The 19,500-nt window shown below is 62.3% G+C and carries 17 protein-coding genes; 10 read left to right on the forward strand and 7 right to left on the reverse strand.

Annotated elements, in window-relative coordinates:
* Window positions 1-55: 55 nt before the first annotated feature.
* The 5 genes from AAEZ09_RS04590 (at window position 56) to AAEZ09_RS04610 (ending at window position 4,396) form a co-directional block, all read left to right on the forward strand.
* On the forward strand, window positions 56-1,963 hold the full coding sequence (locus AAEZ09_RS04590; RefSeq protein WP_350598317.1) for a phytase: 1,908 nt from the start codon (window positions 56-58) through the stop codon (window positions 1,961-1,963).
* Between the two features lie 91 nt (window positions 1,964-2,054).
* The gene (tolQ, locus tag AAEZ09_RS04595) at window positions 2,055-2,765 is read left to right on the forward strand and encodes a protein TolQ (RefSeq protein WP_045060500.1); all 711 of its coding nucleotides are present in this window, start codon (window positions 2,055-2,057) and stop codon (window positions 2,763-2,765) included.
* A gap of 13 nt (window positions 2,766-2,778) precedes the next feature.
* Window positions 2,779-3,225 (forward strand): protein TolR, encoded by a 447-nt coding sequence (tolR, locus tag AAEZ09_RS04600; RefSeq protein ID WP_350598320.1) that lies wholly within the window; start codon window positions 2,779-2,781, stop codon window positions 3,223-3,225.
* On the forward strand, window positions 3,222-4,055 hold the full coding sequence (locus AAEZ09_RS04605) for an energy transducer TonB (RefSeq protein ID WP_350598322.1): 834 nt from the start codon (window positions 3,222-3,224) through the stop codon (window positions 4,053-4,055). Before tolR ends, AAEZ09_RS04605 begins: the two co-directional genes overlap by 4 nt.
* Window positions 4,056-4,180: 125 nt before the next feature.
* Window positions 4,181-4,396, forward strand: coding sequence for a TOBE domain-containing protein (locus AAEZ09_RS04610; RefSeq protein WP_045061257.1), 216 nt, complete (start codon window positions 4,181-4,183; stop codon window positions 4,394-4,396).
* A 211-nt stretch (window positions 4,397-4,607) separates the two neighbouring features.
* Here the strand turns inward: AAEZ09_RS04610 and AAEZ09_RS04615 are convergent, their stop codons facing one another.
* From AAEZ09_RS04615 to AAEZ09_RS04625, 3 genes are read right to left on the reverse strand one after another with little or no spacing between them, the layout of a single operon-like run.
* A complete protein-coding gene (locus tag AAEZ09_RS04615; RefSeq protein ID WP_350598325.1) occupies window positions 4,608-5,021 on the reverse strand; it encodes a VOC family protein in 414 nt (137 codons plus the stop codon).
* Window positions 5,022-5,068: 47 nt separating this feature from the next.
* Entirely contained in the window at window positions 5,069-5,728 is a 660-nt protein-coding gene (locus AAEZ09_RS04620; RefSeq protein WP_045061259.1) for a TetR/AcrR family transcriptional regulator, read from the reverse strand.
* Window positions 5,715-6,566, reverse strand: a complete 852-nt coding sequence (locus AAEZ09_RS04625; RefSeq protein WP_045061260.1) for a 3-hydroxybutyryl-CoA dehydrogenase — start codon at window positions 6,564-6,566, stop codon at window positions 5,715-5,717. The genes AAEZ09_RS04620 and AAEZ09_RS04625 overlap by 14 nt, the downstream gene beginning before the upstream one ends.
* A gap of 167 nt (window positions 6,567-6,733) precedes the next feature.
* Between AAEZ09_RS04625 and AAEZ09_RS04630 the strand changes: the two genes are divergently transcribed.
* The 3 genes from AAEZ09_RS04630 to AAEZ09_RS04640 are packed head-to-tail and all read left to right on the forward strand — an operon-like array spanning window position 6,734 to window position 10,838.
* Window positions 6,734-7,774 carry an AraC family transcriptional regulator gene (locus tag AAEZ09_RS04630; RefSeq protein WP_045061261.1) on the forward strand — a complete coding sequence of 347 codons (1,041 nt, stop codon included), beginning with the start codon at window positions 6,734-6,736 and terminating at the stop codon, window positions 7,772-7,774.
* Window positions 7,775-7,830: 56 nt separating this feature from the next.
* Window positions 7,831-8,976 (forward strand): hypothetical protein, encoded by a 1,146-nt coding sequence (locus tag AAEZ09_RS04635; RefSeq protein ID WP_350598327.1) that lies wholly within the window; start codon window positions 7,831-7,833, stop codon window positions 8,974-8,976.
* A gap of 47 nt (window positions 8,977-9,023) precedes the next feature.
* Window positions 9,024-10,838 (forward strand): ABC transporter ATP-binding protein, encoded by a 1,815-nt coding sequence (locus tag AAEZ09_RS04640; RefSeq protein ID WP_045061262.1) that lies wholly within the window; start codon window positions 9,024-9,026, stop codon window positions 10,836-10,838.
* A gap of 3 nt (window positions 10,839-10,841) precedes the next feature.
* On the opposite strand, the gene AAEZ09_RS04645 is transcribed toward AAEZ09_RS04640, so the two are convergent.
* The 3 genes from AAEZ09_RS04645 to AAEZ09_RS04655 form a co-directional block, all read right to left on the reverse strand.
* A complete protein-coding gene (locus tag AAEZ09_RS04645; protein WP_045061263.1) occupies window positions 10,842-11,798 on the reverse strand; it encodes an alpha/beta hydrolase in 957 nt (318 codons plus the stop codon).
* Window positions 11,799-11,952: 154 nt separating this feature from the next.
* Window positions 11,953-12,951, reverse strand: coding sequence for an NAD(P)H-quinone oxidoreductase (locus AAEZ09_RS04650; RefSeq protein WP_350598330.1), 999 nt, complete (start codon window positions 12,949-12,951; stop codon window positions 11,953-11,955).
* A 108-nt stretch (window positions 12,952-13,059) separates the two neighbouring features.
* Window positions 13,060-13,782, reverse strand: a complete 723-nt coding sequence (locus AAEZ09_RS04655) for a pirin family protein (protein ID WP_350598332.1) — start codon at window positions 13,780-13,782, stop codon at window positions 13,060-13,062.
* 245 nt (window positions 13,783-14,027) lie between these two features.
* On the opposite strand from AAEZ09_RS04655, the gene AAEZ09_RS04660 reads away from it, so the two are divergent.
* Window positions 14,028-14,978, forward strand: a complete 951-nt coding sequence (locus AAEZ09_RS04660) for a GlxA family transcriptional regulator (protein WP_205893712.1) — start codon at window positions 14,028-14,030, stop codon at window positions 14,976-14,978.
* A gap of 147 nt (window positions 14,979-15,125) precedes the next feature.
* Window positions 15,126-16,601, forward strand: a complete 1,476-nt coding sequence (locus AAEZ09_RS04665) for an ATP-binding protein (protein ID WP_350598334.1) — start codon at window positions 15,126-15,128, stop codon at window positions 16,599-16,601.
* Here the strand turns inward: AAEZ09_RS04665 and AAEZ09_RS04670 are convergent.
* Entirely contained in the window at window positions 16,575-19,373 is a 2,799-nt protein-coding gene (locus tag AAEZ09_RS04670) for an ATP-binding protein (protein ID WP_350598337.1), read from the reverse strand. The two genes, AAEZ09_RS04665 and AAEZ09_RS04670, sit on opposite strands and share 27 nt — an antisense overlap.
* Window positions 19,374-19,500 lie beyond the last annotated feature (127 nt).

Below are 19,500 nucleotides of genomic sequence, written 5' to 3' on the forward strand. Positions count from 1 at the left end.
CGGGATGGCCGCCGCTGCCATCAGGTTGTACGCACCACAAGGAACTTGCCTGTTCATGAGCATTTTTTTATCACCCTCCCGTTGCCTGCTGGCCGCCCTGATCAGCCTGAGCGTCACCCAGGCCATGGCTGGCCCGGCGAACCTGACACTCACGCCCTGGGCGCCGAACCTCAAGGTCGACGCCGTGGCTTTCCTGCCGACCGGCGCTGACCGCCTGGCCGTCAGTCAGCGAGATGGCTTGCTGTTACTCGACCCCAAAGGCGCGGAACTGGCGCGCCTGCAGGGATCATTCGCTAGCCTGGACAGCCGCGCCCTGGGCTCCCGCGTGCTGGTGGCGAGCCTCGACAATGCGCGGCAGCAAGCGATGCTGGTCAGCCTTGATGCTGACCAGCGCAGCTGGGGTCAGCCGGTATATCTGCCGACGCGTGACTACCCGGTGAACGGCCTGTGCCTGTACCGCGACGAGGCCAGTAACCTGTTCCTGTTCCTGGTGGGCGAGGAGGGCAAGGGTGAACAGTGGCTGGTTGGCAACGGTGCCCGTCTTGATGCGCAGGCGCAACGGGTACGCGGTCTGCCGTTGCCGCCTTCGGCAACGGACTGTCGGGTCGACGATGGCGCCCATCAGTTGGTCGTCAACGAGGAGAACGTCGGCTGGTGGGCTTATCCGGCACATCCCGAGGCCGAAGTGACGCGCAGCCCCGTTGCCCTGCGCGAGCCTTTCGGCGAGATCAAACACAGCGCTGGCGCCATGGCCCTGATCCCCGCTGGTGTGGTTGCACTTGACCCGAAGGCCGCGCAATTGCACCTGTATCAGCAGCAGGGCGAGCGCTGGGTGGCCAAGGCCAGCCTTGCATTGCCTGGGATGAAGGAGCCGGAAAACCTCGACGTGCGCGCGACGGCCAAGGGGCTTGAAGTGTTGTTGCGCGACGATGACGATGGCCGTCTGTATCAGGGCCAGCTCGATTGGCAAGCCACACCGGTCGCACGGCCCGCGGAGCTGCCGGTTGTGCCGGCGCAGGCGCAGACCGAACCGGTAGGACGGCAGGGGGACGCCGCCGATGATCCGGCGATCTGGATTCATCCGCAGCAGGCGGGCTTGAGTCGGGTGCTGGGCACCAACAAAAAGCAGGGTTTGCTGGCGTACGACCTGCAGGGCAAGTTGCTTCAGGAACTGCCGGTCGGGCGTCTGAACAATGTCGATGTGCGGCCCAACTTCAAGCTCGGTCAGCAAACGGTCGACCTGGCCGTGGCGAGCAATCGCGATCACAACAGCCTCAGCCTGTTCAGCATCGATCGCCAGAGCGGCGAGCTGCGCGAGGCCGGCGAGATCGCCACGCCCCTCAAGGAAATCTACGGCATCTGCCTGTTCCAGCCAGCCAGCGGGGAACTCTTTGCATTCGCCAACGGCAAGGACGGGACCTTCCTGCAATACCGCTTGAGCGCGCCGAACGGCACGGTCCAGGGTGAGCTGGTGCGCCAGTTCAAGGTCGCCAGTCAGCCCGAGGGCTGCGTTGCCGATGATCAGCGTCAACGGCTGTTTCTCGGCGAGGAGGATGTGGGCGTGTGGGCGGTGGATGCCCGGGCGGATCAACCGGCAACGCTCAGCAGCGTGATCAAGGTTGGCCCGCAATTGCACGCCGATGTGGAAGGCCTGGCGCTGTATCAAAGCGCCGGCAATGACTATCTGGTGATCTCCAGCCAAGGCAACGACAGCTACCTGGTGCTTGATGCCCAACCGCCATTCGCTGCCCGTGGCGCCTTTCGTGTCGGTATGAATACTGCCCTCGGTATCGACGGCGCCTCGGAAACCGATGGCCTGGAGGTCACTTCCGTCAACCTCGGCGGAGCCTGGAGCGAGGGCATGCTGGTGGTGCAGGACGGGCGCAAACGCATGCCCGAGCAAACCCAGAACTTTAAATTCGTGCCCTGGGCCGAGGTCACCAGGACGCTCAAGCTGCCCTGATCCGTCATCACCCTGTCATCTGACTTTCATCGAATAGCTCAACGGCCGTCGCGCATCGACGGCCCGCGAGCCCCGCACAAGGAGTTTCACCATGCAGGCCACACTCGAACACATGACGATCTGGGGGCTGATCAGCGACGCGAGTCTGTTGGTCAAGGCGGTCATGCTTATCCTGCTGCTGGCATCGCTGCTCAGTTGGTACCTGATCATCCTGCGCAGCAGCGTCCTCAAGCGCCGCGAGCGGCAGCTCAACGATTTCGTGCAGCGCTTTCGCGGCACGCCGGACCTGTTGGCGTTGTATCGCGAAACGGCGAAAAACACTGACAGCGAAGCCGGCGTCGAGCCCATTTTCCAGGCCGGCTTGCAGGAGTTCAACCACCTCAACCAACACTCGGGCAATGCTGCAGACGTGGTCCTCGAGGGCGTGGAGCGGGCGCTCTATGTCGCCATCAGCGAGCAGGAAGTGCGCCTGGAAAAAGGCCTGCAGTTCCTCGCCACGGTCGGTTCGGTCAGCCCCTACATCGGCCTGTTCGGCACCGTGTGGGGCATCATGAATTCCTTCCTCGGGTTGTCGCAGGTGCAGCAGGCGACGTTGTCCACCGTGGCCCCGGGCATTGCCGAAGCGCTGATTGCCACGGCCATCGGCCTGTTTGCGGCGATACCTGCGGTGATTGCCTACAACCGCTTTTCCTCGCGTAGCCAGACGTTACTGACGCGCTACTACGCGTTCGGCAACGAGCTGCAAGTGCGCCTGCACCGCAAGCTGCATGGCGCGCCGATCAACCTGGCCGCCGCCGCCTGAAAGGAGAGTGACGATGTTGGTCAGACCGCAAAGAAAACACGGACCCAAGGCCGAGATGAACGTGGTGCCGTACATCGATGTGATGCTGGTGCTACTGGTGATTTTCATGGTCACCGCGCCCATGCTCACCCAAGGGGTGAAAATCGACCTGCCCAAGATCGCCAGCGAAGCACTGGCCAATGACAGCCGGCAGCAGATCCTCACCCTGTCGGTGAAAGCCGAGGGCGGTTACTACTGGAATCTTGGCGGCGAACTCGACACCCGCAACCAGACCGACAGTGCGCTGAGCCTTGCAGACATGCAGGCCAAGGTAGCGCAGGTGGTCGCTGAGCGGCGAGACACCCAGGTCTACATTCGCGCCGACAAGGACGCCGGCTACGGCAGCGTGGTCGCAGCCATGGCGGCGTTGCAACAGGGCGGGGTCAGTAACCTGGGACTGGTAACCGAGGCCCCGCAATGACGGCGATGACCTTGCACAGGCCTTACCTGGCGGCTGCGCCGGTCGACCGCAGCGGGCTGTGGCGCAATGGCCTGGCTGCGAGCCTTGCGGTCGGGTTGCACGTGATCGTGCTGGGGTTGCTGGTGCGGGGTTGGGTGGCCGAGATGGCTCCGGTCGAGCAGCCGGCGGTCTTGCGTACCCAACTGGTGATCCTGGCGCCGGCGCCCGAGGCACCTGCGCTTCAGGCACCGATACCGTCACCCATACCGGCGCCTGAGCCGCTGCCTGCCGTGGTGCAACCGCCCGAGCCTGTGGCCGCGACGCCGGCGCCGAGCAAGCCGGCTGTCGACCCGCAGGTCCAGGTGCAGAAGTTGCAGCAGGCGGCCTTGGCTCGCAAGCGGGTCGAAGAGAAAAAGCGTGAGCTCCAAGCCGAACAAAACCGTGAGCGCCTGGAGTCGCAAAACCGCGCTCGCGAAGTCGAACAGCAGCGCCTGGCGCAACAGCAATCACAGCAGGCCGAGCAGGCGCGCCTGAGTGCCGAGCGAAGCCGTCAACAGGCGGCTGCCCAGGCCGCTGCCGACACTCGCCAGTACCTGCCCTTGAGCAAGCAAGCGCCCGACTATCCGCAACGCGCGCTGGATAAGAACCTGGAGGGCGATTGCACGGTGGAGTACACAGTCAACCCGCAGGGCAAGATCGAGAATCCGAAGGTGCTTGAAGGTTGTCACCCGATGTTTATGCGACCGTCTCTGGCCGCTGCCGATACGTTTCGTTATCAGCCGCGGATGATTGATGGCAAGGCGGTGTCGGTACCGGCAGTGCGTAATACCTTTCACTATCGGATCAAGTGAATCTTTTTATTCCAAAAAGGAATAGATGGATAATTATATATTCCTTTTAATGTTGTTCCGCTCGGTGCACTTTGGGGGCCTGCACATGTGTGCCAGCCAACAAGACTCAGACAGGAAGCCTTAACATGACCATCAAAGCGATCAACGTGCGGAACCAGTTCAAGGGTGTCATCAAGGAAATCGTCCAGGGCGAAGTGGTCTCCGAGATTGATGTGCAGACAGCTTCCGGGATTGTCACTTCGGTCATTACCACCCGCTCGGTGCGGGACCTGGAGTTGCGGGTGGGCAGTGAGGTGATTGCGTTTGTTAAATCGACTGAGGTTTCGATCGCCAAGCTTTGATGCGGGTTCCCACGGCCCGAATATCTACCCCTCTGTTGGAGGTGAAATTTTGGGAGCAGAGCTTGCTCGCGATGGCGGTGTGCCTGTCGACATCACTGTTGAATAGGAGTCAGTCATCGCGAGCAAGCTTTGCTCCCACAAGGTGCTGCCAACTGCCAACTGCCAACTGCCAACTGCCAACTGCCAATTTTCCAATCAGCCAATCAGCCAATCACTGATCCTTCTCGCAGTTCACCATCCACGCCACTCCAAACCGATCCTGCAACATGCCAAACCGTGCCGCCCAGAACGTCGATTCCAGCGGCATTTGCACGCTGCCATCTTCGGCCAATGCACTGAACACCCGCTCGGCCTCGGCAATGCTGTCGACGTTCAGCGATATCGAACAGCCCGCCATGTCATCCGTGGGTCGATCCGGGGTGGTGTCCGAGCCCATGATGGCCTGGTCACCTATCGACAGGCGGGTGTGAATGATCAGGTTGTGCAGGTCGGCGGGGACGTGTTCGCGGGCGGGGCTTTCACCGAAAGTCATCATGACGTCGATGCTGCCTTTTAACGCATGGGCGTAGAACGTGAAGGCGGCTTTGCAGTCGCCGTTGAAGATGAGATAGGGATTGATTTTCATGATTCAGCTCCCGGTCATTGAAGATGATTGACCCGGGTAGCAAAGCGCTAAATCGCGGCGATTGCCGAGGTTTTTTTAGATGTTTTATCTATGGATAGAGCCAGGCTTATCGCCTCACTCGAGCGACGCGGTGCCAGCAGCCTTTCGATGGCGCCGCTGACCATGTTCTCCAGCAGCTCGTCGCGCTCGGTTTCGTCCAGCGGGTGGTGAGTCAACCAGGTGGGGGCGCTGTTGAGCAGCGAGGCGATGGCATGCCCGGCGGCGAGCATGCCCTGTTCGCTGAAGCGCGAGCGCACCCCAAGCATTTTCAGCAGTTTGCGCTCGTACTGCTCGCGCAGCTGCTGCACTCGCACTTGCTGCTCATCGTTAAGGCAACCGCTGTCGCGCTCTACCAGGCGAAAATGCCAAGGCATGTCCTCATGCAGATTCAGGTGGGCGCGGATCAGGCTGTTGAGGCGCTCGCGCTTGGCCGGAGCCTTCTGTTCGACGCGGCCCAGGGTGGCCAGCAGCTCTTCGTAGAACTCCTCAATCAGATCGAGGAGCAAGTGCTGCTTGCTCGGATAGTGGTGGTACAGCGAGCCCGGGGCGAGCCCCAGGCAGGTGGCGAGTTCACGCATGCCGACCTGGCCGAAACCCTTGCTGGCAAACAGCTCCAGCACCTTGTCCCGGTATTCGGCAAAACGTGAACAACGCTCAGGCATAGGCATGGAAGCCACGCCCCGTTTTACGTCCCAGGTAGCCGGCGGCGACCATTTCCTTTAGCAGTGGAGCAGGGCGGTATTTGCTGTCGTTAAATCCATCGTAGAAGGCTTCGAGAATTGCCAGCACGGTGTCCAGGCCGATCAGGTCTGCCAATGCCAGAGGGCCGATCGGTTGGTTGCAGCCCAGGCGCATGCCGGCGTCGATGTCCTCGACGCTGGCCAGGCCCTCCTGGAACACCAGGATCGCTTCGTTGATCATGGGCACCAGGATCCGGTTCACCACAAAACCCGGGCGGTTGCCGGCAGTGATCGCGGTCTTGCCCAGGGTAGTCGCCATCTCGAGCGCGAGAGCGTGGGTCGCGTCGCTGGTTTGCAGGCCGCGGATCACTTCGATCAAGCCCATCACTGGCACCGGGTTGAAGAAGTGCAGGCCGATGAAACGTTCAGGCTTACTGACACTGGCGGCCAGTTGAGTGATGGACAGCGACGACGTGTTGGAAGCGATCACGCATTCGCTGCCCACTTGTGCGGCGATCTGTTGCAGCACCCGCAGTTTCAGTTCGAGATTTTCGGTCGCCGCCTCGATCACCAGCTGCACGGCCTGCAGGCTGCTGTAGTCAGTGCTGGTGCGGATCCGGGCGAGGGTCGCGAGCTTTTGTGCTTCGCTCAGCGTTTCCTTGGCCACTTGTCGATCGAGGTTCTTGCCCACCGTCGCCAGCGCTTTTTGCAGCGCGCTCTCGCTGATGTCGAGCAAGATCACATCGAAACCGGCCTGGGCACACACCTGGGCGATGCCATTGCCCATGGTGCCCGCGCCGATTACGCCAATATTTTGCAGATCCATGTTCCAGTCCTTGCGCTCAAAACCGTGCGATACCTTGGCCGTCGAGGCGGCCAAAAGCGTACTATTGGCGCCGAGTCTAGAGCGGGCAGGGCAGTTGTCCTATGCCGCAACTGTTCAACGCAACTGGTGTTTTTTGCCATTCGAATACTGGGGAGTGAAGCGTTCACATGCGGGAAAAGGATTCGGTCGCCGCCTACTTTGTGCAAGCCATGGTCCAGGAGCTGGGCGCCGATCCGTTGCGTCGCGAAGCGCTGCTGCTACAGGCCGGCATCGACCCGGTGCTGGTGCAGCAGCCCACAGCGCGAGTGCCTGCCAGCGCGTTTGCCGCGCTATGGCTGATCCTGATCCGCGAGCTCGATGATGAGTTTTTCCTGCTCGACTCCCATGGCATGCCGCCGGGTGCGTTCGCCCTGATCTGTCGGGCATTGATCCAGGAACCCGACCTGCACAAGGCGATGCGCCAGTGCCTGGCCAACTTCGGCCTGTTCCTGCGCGACTTTCGCGGCACGCTGATCGTACGTGGCAAGCGTGCGGTTATTAGCCTGGAGTCCCAGGCGAAGAACCCTGAAGTCAGTCGATTTGGCGAGGAGACCTTCCTGGTGCTGATGATCAGCCTGTTGTGCTGGCTCGGTGGCCGGCGCATTCCGATCGACCGTGCCGACTTTCGCCATGCCCGGGTAGCCCTCAGCGATGACCGACTGCTCTGGGGTCCCAACCTGACACTGGGGGCCGAGCGCACCGAGATCGAGTTCGCCAGCCATTACTTGCGCCTGCCTGTGGTCCAGGACCTGGCCTCACTGAAGGTATTCCTGCGCACGGCGCCGCAGTGGCTGGTGATCCGCTTCCGCAATCAGCATGGCCTGGCCTCGCAAGTGCACCAGCGCCTGCGCAACAGCCCATACAGCGACTGGCCGACCTTGCAGGCTTTTGCCCTTGAACAGCACCTGAGCCCCAGCACCTTTCGCCGCAAGCTGGAGCGCGAAGGCTGTTCGTACCAGGAAATCAAGGACGAAGTACGGCGTGGCGTGGCGTTCGAGCAGTTGCGCGAAAGCCGTGCAAGCATCGGCGACATCGCCGAACGCCTGGGTTTTCAGGAGCCGAGCGCGTTTCATCGGGCGTTCAAGAAGTGGACCGGGGAGAGCCCGGGCAAGTACCGGGCGCGTTTCCAGGGGGCATTGGCGAAAGATCTGACGGACGCTTCTGATTAAGCTCGGCACCGATGTTTTCCTGCGTTTCGGCCTGTACAGTCGTTGGACCTGCCCCCATGGAACTGGAGCCTGTCGACGTGACCGATATCGAAAACATTCCCCCGCGTACTGCAACCCCCGATCGTTTCAAACAGTTGAGCCAGTGCCTGCTGTGGCTCAACGAGCGCGCCTGGCCGCTGACCGTGGGCATTCTGCTGATGGCCGGGGTCTACCTGTACCAATACATCCAGGAAGAAAAGATCCCGCTGAGCATCACCTCGTCGGTGGTCATCACGGCGTTGCCGGTGATGTCGGCGATTCTGATCTTCATCATTTCGATTCTGGTGGCGTTTGTTTTGCTGCCGATCTTCGTGCTGTTTCACCGATTCAATGATTCGCAGCGGCGCCTGAGTGACGAGCTCACCCTCGGCCCGGCCACCGCGCAACAGCGCAAGCGCCACAAGCGCATGCTGGGACGTTGGGCGGCCAGCCTGGTGGTACTCGGGACGTTCTGCGCGTTGCTGAGCGTGATCGGTTCCCAGGTGTCTGCCACCTGGTACTGGACCCTGCTGGCGGTCGTGGGCACGGTGCTGACCATCGCCGCCTACTACTGGTTGATGACATTGGGTGTCGACGGCCCCATGTCGATGGACTTCCGATTCGCCTGCCTGATGTCGGCCTTCGTGCAGATGGGCGTGATTCTTAATGTCACCATCGTGGCGATCGACATCGCCGGCCGCTATGTGAGCAATCTGTGGTGGATGGTGCCGCTGATGCTGGTGGAGTTGCTGGTGCTGTGGATCATCCAGCTGCTGGGCGCCCTGTTCGTGGTGAAGATGCGCAGCCACGACAATCCGCTTGCCATGGTGGCGTGCGCGGTGATGGTGCTGGTCATGGTGCTGGGGTTTTACCCTGCCTCGGGCGCCAGGCTCGGCGGCTTCGCCTTCCAGGTGTCCGCCTCCGGCGCACGCAATTGCACGGTGCTGAATTTCGGCGCCGAGAGCAAAGGCTTCGAGTCGATCACTGATCCCGACAGGCCCGGTTTCAGTCGCCCGCTGCGGGTCATTGCCGAAGCGGACGGCACGTACTTCGTGCGGTTGTGGAAGTCCGATACCAAGGCGGTGCAGTTTGTCCCGCGGGCGGGTCTGGTGGGCGTGGACGTCTGTCCGCGTGAAAATGTAAAAACTGCGGCTGTTGCAGTGACCGCCCCGACCCCTGGCTGAAGTAACATGGCGCACTCACGCCATCACTACGCCGGATCCAGCACCGCATGCCAGTTGCCCTGAATCGCGTCACCTCCTTGCTCGACCAGGCCCGACGCGCCTTGCTTCTGGTCTGGGGCACCTCCCGCGCACTGTTTATCGGCCTGGTGATCGCCACCCTGATCGCCGGCATACTGCCGGCGCTTGCCGCATGGCTGGGCCAGCGCATTGTCGATGCGGTGGTCTTCGCCATGCAGTTGCATGCCCAGCAGGGCAGTGCACCCTTGTGGCCAGTGGTGCGTTACGTGTTGTTCGAGGCGGGTGTGCTCGCCCTGTTGTCCGCGACCCAGCGGGCGCTGTCGGTCCAGCAGTCGCTGTTGCGGGTGCAGTTGGGGCAGAAGGTCAACACGATGATCCTGGAGAAAGCCCAGACCCTGTCCCTGGTGCAATTCGAAAACTCCGAGTTCTACGACAAGCTGGTGCGCGTGCGACGCGAGGCGTCCACCCGGCCGCTGGCGCTGGTGATGAAGTCGCTGGGGCTGATCCAGAATCTGATCATGCTGATCAGCTTCGGCGTGCTGCTGGTGCATTTCTCGCCGTGGGCCCTGGCGCTGCTGGTGGTGGGGGCGTTGCCGGTGTTTTTTGCCGAGGCGCATTTTTCCGGGGATGCTTTCCGGTTATTCACCCGTCGCGCGCCGGAAAGTCGCCAGCAGAATTACATTGAGACCCTGCTGTCCCACGAGGCTTACATCAAGGAGGTCAAGCTGTTCGGCTTCGCGCCCCTGTTGTTGCAGCGCTATCGCGACACGTTCGCCCGTCTTTACGCCGAGGATCGGCGCTTGACTCTGCGCCGGGATGGCTGGGGTTTTGTCCTTGGATTGTTGGGTACCGCGGCGTTTTACCTGGCCTACGCCTGGGTGGTGGTCGACACCGTTCACGGCAGCATCACCCTGGGCCAGATGACCATGTACCTGGTGTTGTTCAAGCAGGGGCAGTCGGCGGTGAGCAGCAGCCTCAGCGCCATCAGTGGCCTTTACGAGGACGGCCTGTACCTGTCGAGCCTTTACGAATACCTGGGCGAACCGGTGGTGGCCGACAGTGGTCATTTGACCGAGGGCGAGGCGCCTGGCGATGGCTTGCGCTTCGAGAATGTCGGTTTTCGCTATCCCGGGGCGAGTCGCGCGGCCCTGGAAGGCATCGACCTGCACCTGGTGCCGGGCCACAGCGTCGCGCTGGTAGGGGAAAACGGTTCAGGCAAGACCACGCTGATCAAGCTGCTGACCCGTCTGTATCGCCCGGACCAGGGGCGCATCCTGCTTGACGGCAGCGATCTGCAAGCGTGGGAAGAACAGGCACTGCGACGGCGCATCGGGGTCATTTTCCAGGACTACATCCGCTACCAGTTCACCGTGGGGGAAAACATCGGGGTGGGCGATACCCGGGCCTTCAACGATGAACCGCGTTGGCAGGCAGCCGCCACTGAAGGCATGGCCGCGCCGTTCATCGAACAGCTGGACCGCGGTTATGCGACGCAACTGGGGCGCTGGTTTGCCGGGGGGCAGGAACTGTCCGGCGGGCAGTGGCAGAAAATCGCCTTGTCCCGCGCCTACATGCGCCGCGACGCCGATATCCTAATCCTCGACGAGCCGACCTCGGCACTCGACCCTGCGGCGGAAGCAGCGGTGTTCCAGCACTTCAGCGAACACACCGAAGGGCGCATGACCCTGCTGATTTCCCACCGGTTTTCAAGCGTGCGCAATGCCGACCACATCATCGTGCTCGAACAGGGGCGGATACTCGAACGCGGCGATCACACCAGCCTGGTGGCGGCCGAAGGACGCTATGCGCAGCTCTTCCAGCTGCAGGCCCAGGGTTACCGCTGAGCCTCAGGAATCGTGTGCAGCCCGGCCGACGGCAGGGCCGGCCACCTGCGCTGGAGTGGTTTTCATCAGGCTTTCCAGCGCCTGGCGGTACTGCGCACCGCCCAGGCTCATGCTGTTGTTATGCGTGCCACCGGGGATCAGCAGCAGGCGCTTGGGTTCATTGGCGGCGTTGAACAGCTGCTGGCTGAAGCGCGACGGCATGAAAGGGTCGGCCAGGCCGTGAACCACCAGCAACGGCATGTCGATGTCGACGATCTTGTCGATTGAATCGAATTTCTGCGACAGCAGCCAGCGCACCGGCAACCACTTCACCGGCAAATTGTTATCGGCCACCTGGGCGACCGCATCCCCCAGTGACGTGAAGGTGGACTCGATCACCAGGCCACGCACGGGCACCGGGGCGCGGTTCTTTTTTGCCTGGGCAGCCAGGTCGGCAGCCAGGTCAACGGCCACCGCACCACCCAGGGAATGCCCGTAGATCAGGCGTTTGCTGGCGTCGGGCTGCATCGCCGCAAACCGCTCCCAGGCCGCACGTGCATCTTCGTAGACACTGGCTTCAGAAGGCAGGTCGCCCTTGCTCTGGCCAAAGCCGCGGTAGTCGATGGCCAGCACCGAATAGCCCATGGCGCGCAGTTGCTCGATGCGAAACGCCTGGCCGGTCAGGTTCCAGCGCACACCGTGCAGGTACAGGATTGACGGCGCATCGCGGCGCGCCGCCGGCCACCACCAGGCATGCAGGGATTGCCCAGCCTTGAAACCGGAGGGCTTGATGTCAAACTCCTGAACGTCCTTGGGCAGGCCCCGGTACCAACCGGCGGTCCCCGGTTCGATGCGAAACAGCAACTCGCGCTCCTTGTGCTGGAGCACCCCGCAACCCACCGGCAAGCCGACAATCAGCACAGCCATGCACATCAGCGAGAGCCAACGGCGGCGCAGCAGGGGGAGGAGGGAAGAGCGCATAACGGTCGTTTACCATCAAAAAAACTGAAGTTCGGGTTTTAACAGATGCGTGGCGCAGGCGGGAAAAATATCGACAGCCGTCAACTGCCCACACATCCCTGCAGGAGCGAACTTGCTGCTGCAGGGGAACGTGGATTGATGCGCTATTGGAATATCAAGCCACCTGCAACACGATCTTGCCAATGTGATCACCAGCCTCCATCCGTGCATGCGCCTGGGATGCGTCGGCCAGTGCGAAGACCTTGTCGATCATCGGCACGCACCGCCCGGCGGACAATACCGGCCAGACGTACTCGCGCAACTGTTCGGCAATCGAGGCCTTTTCCTCGCGGGTGCGCGAACGCATCAGCGAGCCGGTGATGGTTGCGCGCTTGCCGAGGATCGCCATCAGGTCGACTTCGTTGGCTTTGGCGCCTCCCAGGAAACCCAGCATCACCAGGCGACCGTCCATGCCCAGTGCCGCGATGTTCTGGTTCAGGTACGAGCCGCCCATGATATCGAGAATCACATTTACGCCTTGGCCGGCTGTCTTGTCCTGAATGACCTGGACGAAGTCCTGGTCACGATAGTTGATCGCCTCGGCGCCCAGCTGGCGTATTGCCGCGCATTTGTCCTCGCTACCCGCCGTGGCGAACGCCTTGACCCCGAACTCGCGACACAGCATGAGGGCGGTGGTGCCGATCCCGCTGGTGCCGCCATGAATTAGCGCACGCTGGCCCTTGCTGGCGCCGCCGATGTCGAACAGGTTGGCCCACACCGTGAAAAACGTTTCCGGAACGGCGGCCGCGTGAATCCAGTCCATGCCGTCGGGAATAGGCAGGGTCTGGCTGGCCGGCGCCACACAATATTGGGCATAGCCGCCGCCATTGGTCAGGGCGCAGACCCTGTCACCGACGATGAACTCGTTGACCCCTGCGCCGATCGCGACTACTTCTCCCGCCACTTCCAGGCCAGGAATCGGGCTCATTCCAGGCTTCATCGGGTATTTGCCCGTGCGTTGAATGACATCGGGACGGTTGACCCCGGCTGCGTGAACGCGGATCAGCACTTCGCCGGCGGCTGCCACAGGCAGCGCTTCCTGACGCGGCTGCAACACTTCGGGGCCGCCAGGCTGGGTGATTTCAATGAGGGTCATGGTCTGTGGCAGGGGCATGGCAGTGGCCTGTTTTTAAGGATGTAATGGATAAGACCATTTTTTTCACGGTTTTACTGTAGGAGCTGTCGAGAGAAACGAGGCTGCGATCTTTTAACCCTATTGCCGTCACGGCATCTCCGGCAACTCCTGCGCCCGCAAATCAAACACCAGCACCTCAGCATCTACACCATTGCTCAACATCAACACCTGCTCATTACGCACCCGCACCCCATCGCCTTCCTGCAACCGCAGGCCATTAAGCTCGACACTGCCGCTCGCCACATGCACATAGGCATAGCGGTTGGCTGCAAGCTCCAGGGTGGCGCTTTCCTCGCCGTCGATCAGTGCCGCGTACACCCGCGCATCCTGGTGCACCTTCAGCGAGCCGTTGCTACCGTCCGGCGTAATGATCAGCTGCAGGCGCCCGCGTTTTTTCTGGGTACTGAAGTGCTCCTGTTGGTAGCGTGGTTTGGCCCCGGCGACATCGGGCACGATCCAGATTTGCAGAAAGTGCACCGGGCGGGTACTTGAGTGGTTGTACTCACTGTGTGCAACACCACTGCCCGCGCTCATCAATTGCACGTCACCGGGACGAATCACCGAGCCGGTGCCCAGAGTGTCCTTGTGCTCCAGTGCGCCTTCGAGCACATAGGAGAAAATCTCCATGTCGCGGTGCGGGTGCTGGCCGAAACCTTTCCCGGCCGCCACGCGGTCATCGTTGATCACCAGCAGGTCGGAAAATCCCTGCTCTTTCGGGTTGCGGTAGCTGGCAAACGAAAAGGTATGGAACGACTTCAACCAACCGTGATTGGCCATGCCGCGATCAGTGGCTTTGCGAAGGGTCAGCATGATGAATTCTCCTGGAGGGACGGTGATTCGTCCGAGTGAGGAGAAGGTTAATGGTTACTACTCGATGCAATAAGTAGGTGAAAATTGAAATACTGTCGCTTACAGGTTGACAGTAATGTGCGGATGATCACCTTTTCCCGCCCGACATCCAGGCTGAACCTGGTCATAATGCCCACCACCCGAGACCCAGCTTTGCTCCTACAGGGGAAGGTGTGTCTTTCCATGACCCCAGTGATATTGATCCCATGAAAACCGTGGCAATGGTGCTGTTCCCCGATTTCCTCCTGCTCGACATGGCCGGCCCCATGGAGGTGTTTTCCATCGCCAATCGTTATCTGGCAGCCGAGCACGCCTACGTACTCACCACCATCGGTACCGAACCCGGCCCGCTGCGTGCGTCCAACGGCGTCAGCCTCAGCGCCGATCTGCACATCGACCAGGCCTTTGACAGCTATGACCTGCTGCTGGTCCCCGGCGGCCCCGGCGCCTACAACGAAAGGCACCCCTCGTTACTCGCCTGGCTGCCGGCCGCGACAGCCCGGGCCGGCCAGTACGGCTCGATCTGTACAGGTGCCTTTGTGCTTGGCCATGCGGGCCTGCTCGACGGCTATCGGGTGACCACCCACTGGCACTACACCGAGCGGCTGATCAAGGGCTTCCCCAAGGCGACGGTCGAGACCGATCAGATCTACGTGCAGGACCGCAATCTCATCACCTCCGGTGGCGTGACGGCCGGTATCGACCTGGCGCTTTCGGTGGTTGCCGCCGACCACGGCAAGAAAGTCGCCCAGGACGTGGCCAAGGTGTTGCTGGTGGTGATGAAGCGCCAGGGTGGGCAGGCACAATTCAGTCCTTTGATGGCCGCCGTGGCGCCGCAGGAAACGGCCATCACCCGGGTGCAGAACCATGTGCTGGAACACCTCGACCAGCCTTTCAGCATTGATGGCATGGCCAGCCTGGCGGCCATGAGCCCGCGGCATTTCGCCAGGGTGTTCGCCCGGGAAGTGGGCATGACGCCCATGGAATTCCTTCAGCGTGCGCGCATCGATCACGCGAGAAACCTGTTGGAAACCAGTGACTTGCCACTCAAGACCATCGCCTTCAAAAGTGGTTTCGGCAGCGTGCGGCACATGCGGTTTCTGTTCAGTGAAAAGCTCGGCCTGACCCCCACTCAGTACCGCGAGCAGTTCAGCTGAGGCTGATTGTCCGTCCCGCGCACCCGGATGGCCGTGACACTCCCATCGCCGCAGTTGTGCTGTCACCAATGCCTGCCAAGATAGATGAGAACTAATTGCACTGGAGATGCGGGAATCCGCAGGGTCGGGTTTCAGCATGTAAACGGCATGAACAGTCTCAGAGATTTGCACAGCGATACGGTGCTGCACTTCGGGCCCTATGCCTTCTACCTGCAACAACGCCTGATCCTGGACGGCGAGGTGGCGCTGCGCATGGGCGGTCGCGCCCTGGACCTCCTGCAGCTACTGGTCGAGCAAGCGGGCACAGTGGTGAGCAAAGAGCAGTTGATCGCCCGGGTGTGGCCCACTTCGGTGGTCGAGGAAATCAACCTGCGGGTGCACATTGCCGCCTTGCGCCGGGCCCTGGGCGATGGGCAGAACGGCCTGAGCTACATCATCAATGTTCCCCAGAAGGGCTACTGTTTTGTCGCGCCAGTGGTGCAGGGGCCGGCGAGCACGCTAGTTGCCCTTGAAACTTGCCTGCCACCCCAGCACAACTTGCCCGCCCGGCTGACCCCGGTAACCGGCCGGGACTCGGTGGTCGGCAGCCTGGTGCGGCAGTTGCCGGTCCGGCGTCAGCTGACGCTGGTCGGCGCCGGCGGCATTGGCAAGACCACGGTCGCGCTGCGGGTGGCCGAGCTGTTGTTGCAGCACTATCGGGACGGCGTGTGGCGGGTGGATTTTTCCACCCTCGATGATCCGACGCGAGTGGTCGATCATGTGCTGCGAAGCCTTGGTCTGGAAGTTGGCTCGACCCTCGAGGCGCTAAAGGCGCGGCATGCCCTGCTGGTGCTGGATAACTGCGAGCACGTGCTCGAACGCTGTCGTCACCTGGTCGAGGCGCTGCTACTGGGCGCACCACGGTTATCGATCCTGGTCACCAGTCGCGAACCCCTGAAGGCCGCCGGTGAAACCGTCCAGCGCGTGGCACCACTGGTCGTTCCACCGGTGTCCGCGCTGCACAGCGTCGAGCAGGTGATGGGCTATTCGGCGGTGCAGTTGTTTGTCAGCCGGGCGCGGGCGCGTCAGCAAGGTTTTACCCTGCGCGAACAAGACCTCAAGGCCTTGCGTGAAATCTGTCGCCGCCTGGATGGTTTGCCCCTGGCCATTGAACTCGCTGCGGCGCAAATCGATGCCTTGGCGTTGGTGGGATTGCAGGCCCAGCTCGACAATTGCTTCCAGCTGTTGACCCAGGGCCGGCGTACTGCGGTGCCGCGCCATCAGACCCTCAAGGCGGCTCTGGACTGGAGCTACGACAAGCTCAGCAACCGCGAGCAGACGGTGCTGCAGCGCCTGGCCGTTTTCAAGATGTCGTTCACCCTCGAGGCGGCCATCGGCGTGATCAGCTGCGCGGTGCTGCGTCCCGCGCAATTGCTGACGCTGCTGGAGGGGCTGGTGGCCAAATCGCTGCTGTCGCTGGAACAGGTCAACGGCAGCGCGCGGTATCGCTTGCTGCACACTACTCGCAGCTATGCGCTGGAGAAGCTTGCGCACAGCGGTTGCCTGCGCTTGTTCGAGGTGCGCTACGGCCATCACATCCGCCGCGCCCGGCGTGAGTCAAGCGTGCTGGAGGTTGTCGAGTAAACGTCGCGCTTTTTGCAGGTCCGGTGTGGCGAAGCCCTCGGTGAAACGCGCGTAAACGGGCGCGAGCAGTTCCTGCGCCTGCAGCGGTCGTCCCAGACGCTGCCAGAGTTGCGCCAGGGCGGTGGCGCTGCGCAGTTCCCAGGCCAGGGCACCCTGGTTTCTCGCCACATTCAGCGCCCTGATCAGTAGCGCCTCGACCTCGCGCGCCGCTTCGTCTGAATCATTGCCCACCAGCAAGGTACCAGCCCTGGCGCGCATGATTTCCGCCGTACACCAACCGGCCATCCCGGTCTCCGCCCGCAGCACCAGTGCTTCATCGATCAGCCCGGCATCCAGCGTGAGCATGATCTCGCGGATCAACCCGGAACCTGCCGGCGCGCCAGTCGGTGCTGTGTCGAGGGCGATCACCTGCGCATACTCGCGCGCCCAGTTGTAGAACAGCAGCACCGAGTGTTTCTGCGCTTGCTGCAGCAGCAGTTGCAACAGTTCACGGGCGCTGCAAGTATCGCCGTTGTAGTGCGCGATCAGGCAGCCGGCGAGCGCCAGGGTGTAGCAGATGGACGTGCCGTGATTGATCTGCAGCGCTACGTCCAGCGCCTGCCGGGCCGTACGCCAGGCTTGTTCGGGCTGACCCTGGACCCAGAGGATGCGCGCCAGAATCGTCAGCGCCGCCACGCTCTGGTCGTATTGCACGCCAAAACCATGAGTGAAACGGTTGAGGTGCCCGCTCTGTGCCATGCGCTGGATCACCTCTTCGGCGTTGACCCGGGCCATGCGCTGATTGCCCACAAAGTGCAGGGCGAGCACCCGCAGGCGGTGCGCGCTCAAGTCCAGCAGCGGGTCACCGTGGCGGCCGAGGCGGTCGAATTGCTGGCTTTGCTCCAGGGCCATCTGATAATTGCCGCAACTGAGGTTGACCGCCATGTACCCCGATACCGCGCGCAATTCCCCGGCCACGTCATTGCTCGCCCTGGCCAGGTTCCTGGCGCTGACGAACGCTTTGATGGTCTCGGCAGTGCCGCCCTGGGTGTGATAGCAGGAACTGCCGAGTGCAAGGTTGAGGCTCATCTTCAGTTGCGGGCAGGGCTGCGGATCTGCGTCGAGCAATGCCAGCGCCTTGCGCACGTAGGCGCCGTGTTCCTTGAGCAGTGACAGCTCCTGCCACAGCGGCGTGGAAGCCGCCGCCAGGCTGATCGCCAGCGCCTGGCGGCCGGTGGCATGCAACCCCCAATCGAGGGCGCAGCGGATGTCCGCCACGCTGCGGGCATAGCGCTCGATCCACCGGCTGGTCGGAATCAACTCCCAGTCGGTCCGGGCCTGTTGCATCAGGGCCAGGCACCGTGCGCCGTGCCGGGCGCGGGTGTCCAGCAGATCACCGGCCTGTTCGAGTTTTTCCTGGGCATAGCCGCGGGTGAGATCGAGCAGGCGGTAGAACACCTCTTCGTCGCCGACTTCCACGTTGAGCAATGACTTGGCCACCAGTTGGGTGATCGAAGCAAACACTTCATCTGGCTCGATGTGTTCGCCCACGATCACCGCTGCGGCTGAGGCCATGGTGAAGCCGCCGCGAAATACGCCGAGTCGGCGCAGGCACACCTGCTCGCAGGGGCTTAACAGTTCAAAGCTCCAGTCCAGGGTGGCGCGCAAGGTCTGATGGCGGGCCAGGGTCAGGTCACTGCCGTGGGCCAGCAGGCGAAAACTGCCCTGCAGCTGGGTCAGCAGGCCGCTCAAGCCAAAGCGGCCAACCTGCGCCGCTGCCAGTTCAATAGCCAGCGGGATGCCGTCGAGTCGTTGGCAAATTTCGACCAGCACCGGCAATTGCGCATCGTGCAGCTCGAAACTGTCGTGGCTGGCCATGGCCCGTTCGACGAACAGTTGCAGCGCGGAAAAGCTCAGCGCCTGGGCGCGGTCCAGCACCGTGGAGGGCGGCGGGCAGTCCAGCGACTCCAGGCGCTGCACGAACTCGCCCTCGGCCCGCAGGCCCTCGCGGCTGGTGGCCAGGATGTGCACGTTGGGCGCACCACGCAGAATGTTTTCGCAGAGCAGGGCAACGGCGTCGACCAGGTGTTCGCAGTTGTCGATCACCAACAGCATCTGCCGCTCGCTCAGGAAGTTCACCAGGCTGCCCATTGGCTCGGTGTCGTGCACGGACAGGTCGAGCAGGGTGGCCAGGTGCGTGGTGATCATCGAAGGGTCGTTTATCGGCGCCAGGTCCAGCAGGCGAATGCCATCGCGGTATTGCCCGATCAATTGCTCGGCGACGCGCAGGGCGACGGTGGTCTTGCCGATGCCGCCGGGGCCGACGAGGGTGATAAAACGCTGGCGCGACAGTTGTGTCACCAGGCGCTCGACCAGAGCTTGGCGACCGATCAGGCGGGTGCGCCGCACGGGCAGGTTGTGGCGGCTGCGTTCGACTGCGGCAGGCGCCGGATGTTGCTCGAAGGCCTGCATCGAATAGGGCGCGACAAAGCTATAGCCACGCTGCGCAACCGTGATGATGTAGCGCTGCCCGGTCTGGCCGTCGCCCAGGGCTTTGCGCAACGCAGCCATATGGACCCGCAGGTTGATGTCTTCCACCACGCTGTCGGGCCACACCCCGGCGATCAACACCTGCTTGCTGACCACGTTGCCGGCGTGTTGCAGCAGGATCAACAGGATATCCAGGGCGCGTCGGCCCAGCCGCAACGGCTGGTCGCCCTCCAGCACCAGGCGCTGGCCGGGGTAGATCCGGTAGGGGCCGAAATGGATGGCCAGTTCGGGGGAAAGGGTCACGCGCTCACTCCTGCTTGCGTGCGTCTGGTACGCAGTTTGCGAGCATATTCCAGAGGTTTGCGCGTCAACGCAACGGTACGCCGGGCGAGTGCGCTTTGCGGTGCAGAATTAACGGCGTTTAACTCGA

This window comes from Pseudomonas sp. 65/3-MNA-CIBAN-0223 (genome assembly GCF_040310425.1).
Taxonomy (GTDB): Bacteria; Pseudomonadota; Gammaproteobacteria; order Pseudomonadales; family Pseudomonadaceae; genus Aquipseudomonas; species Aquipseudomonas gregormendelii.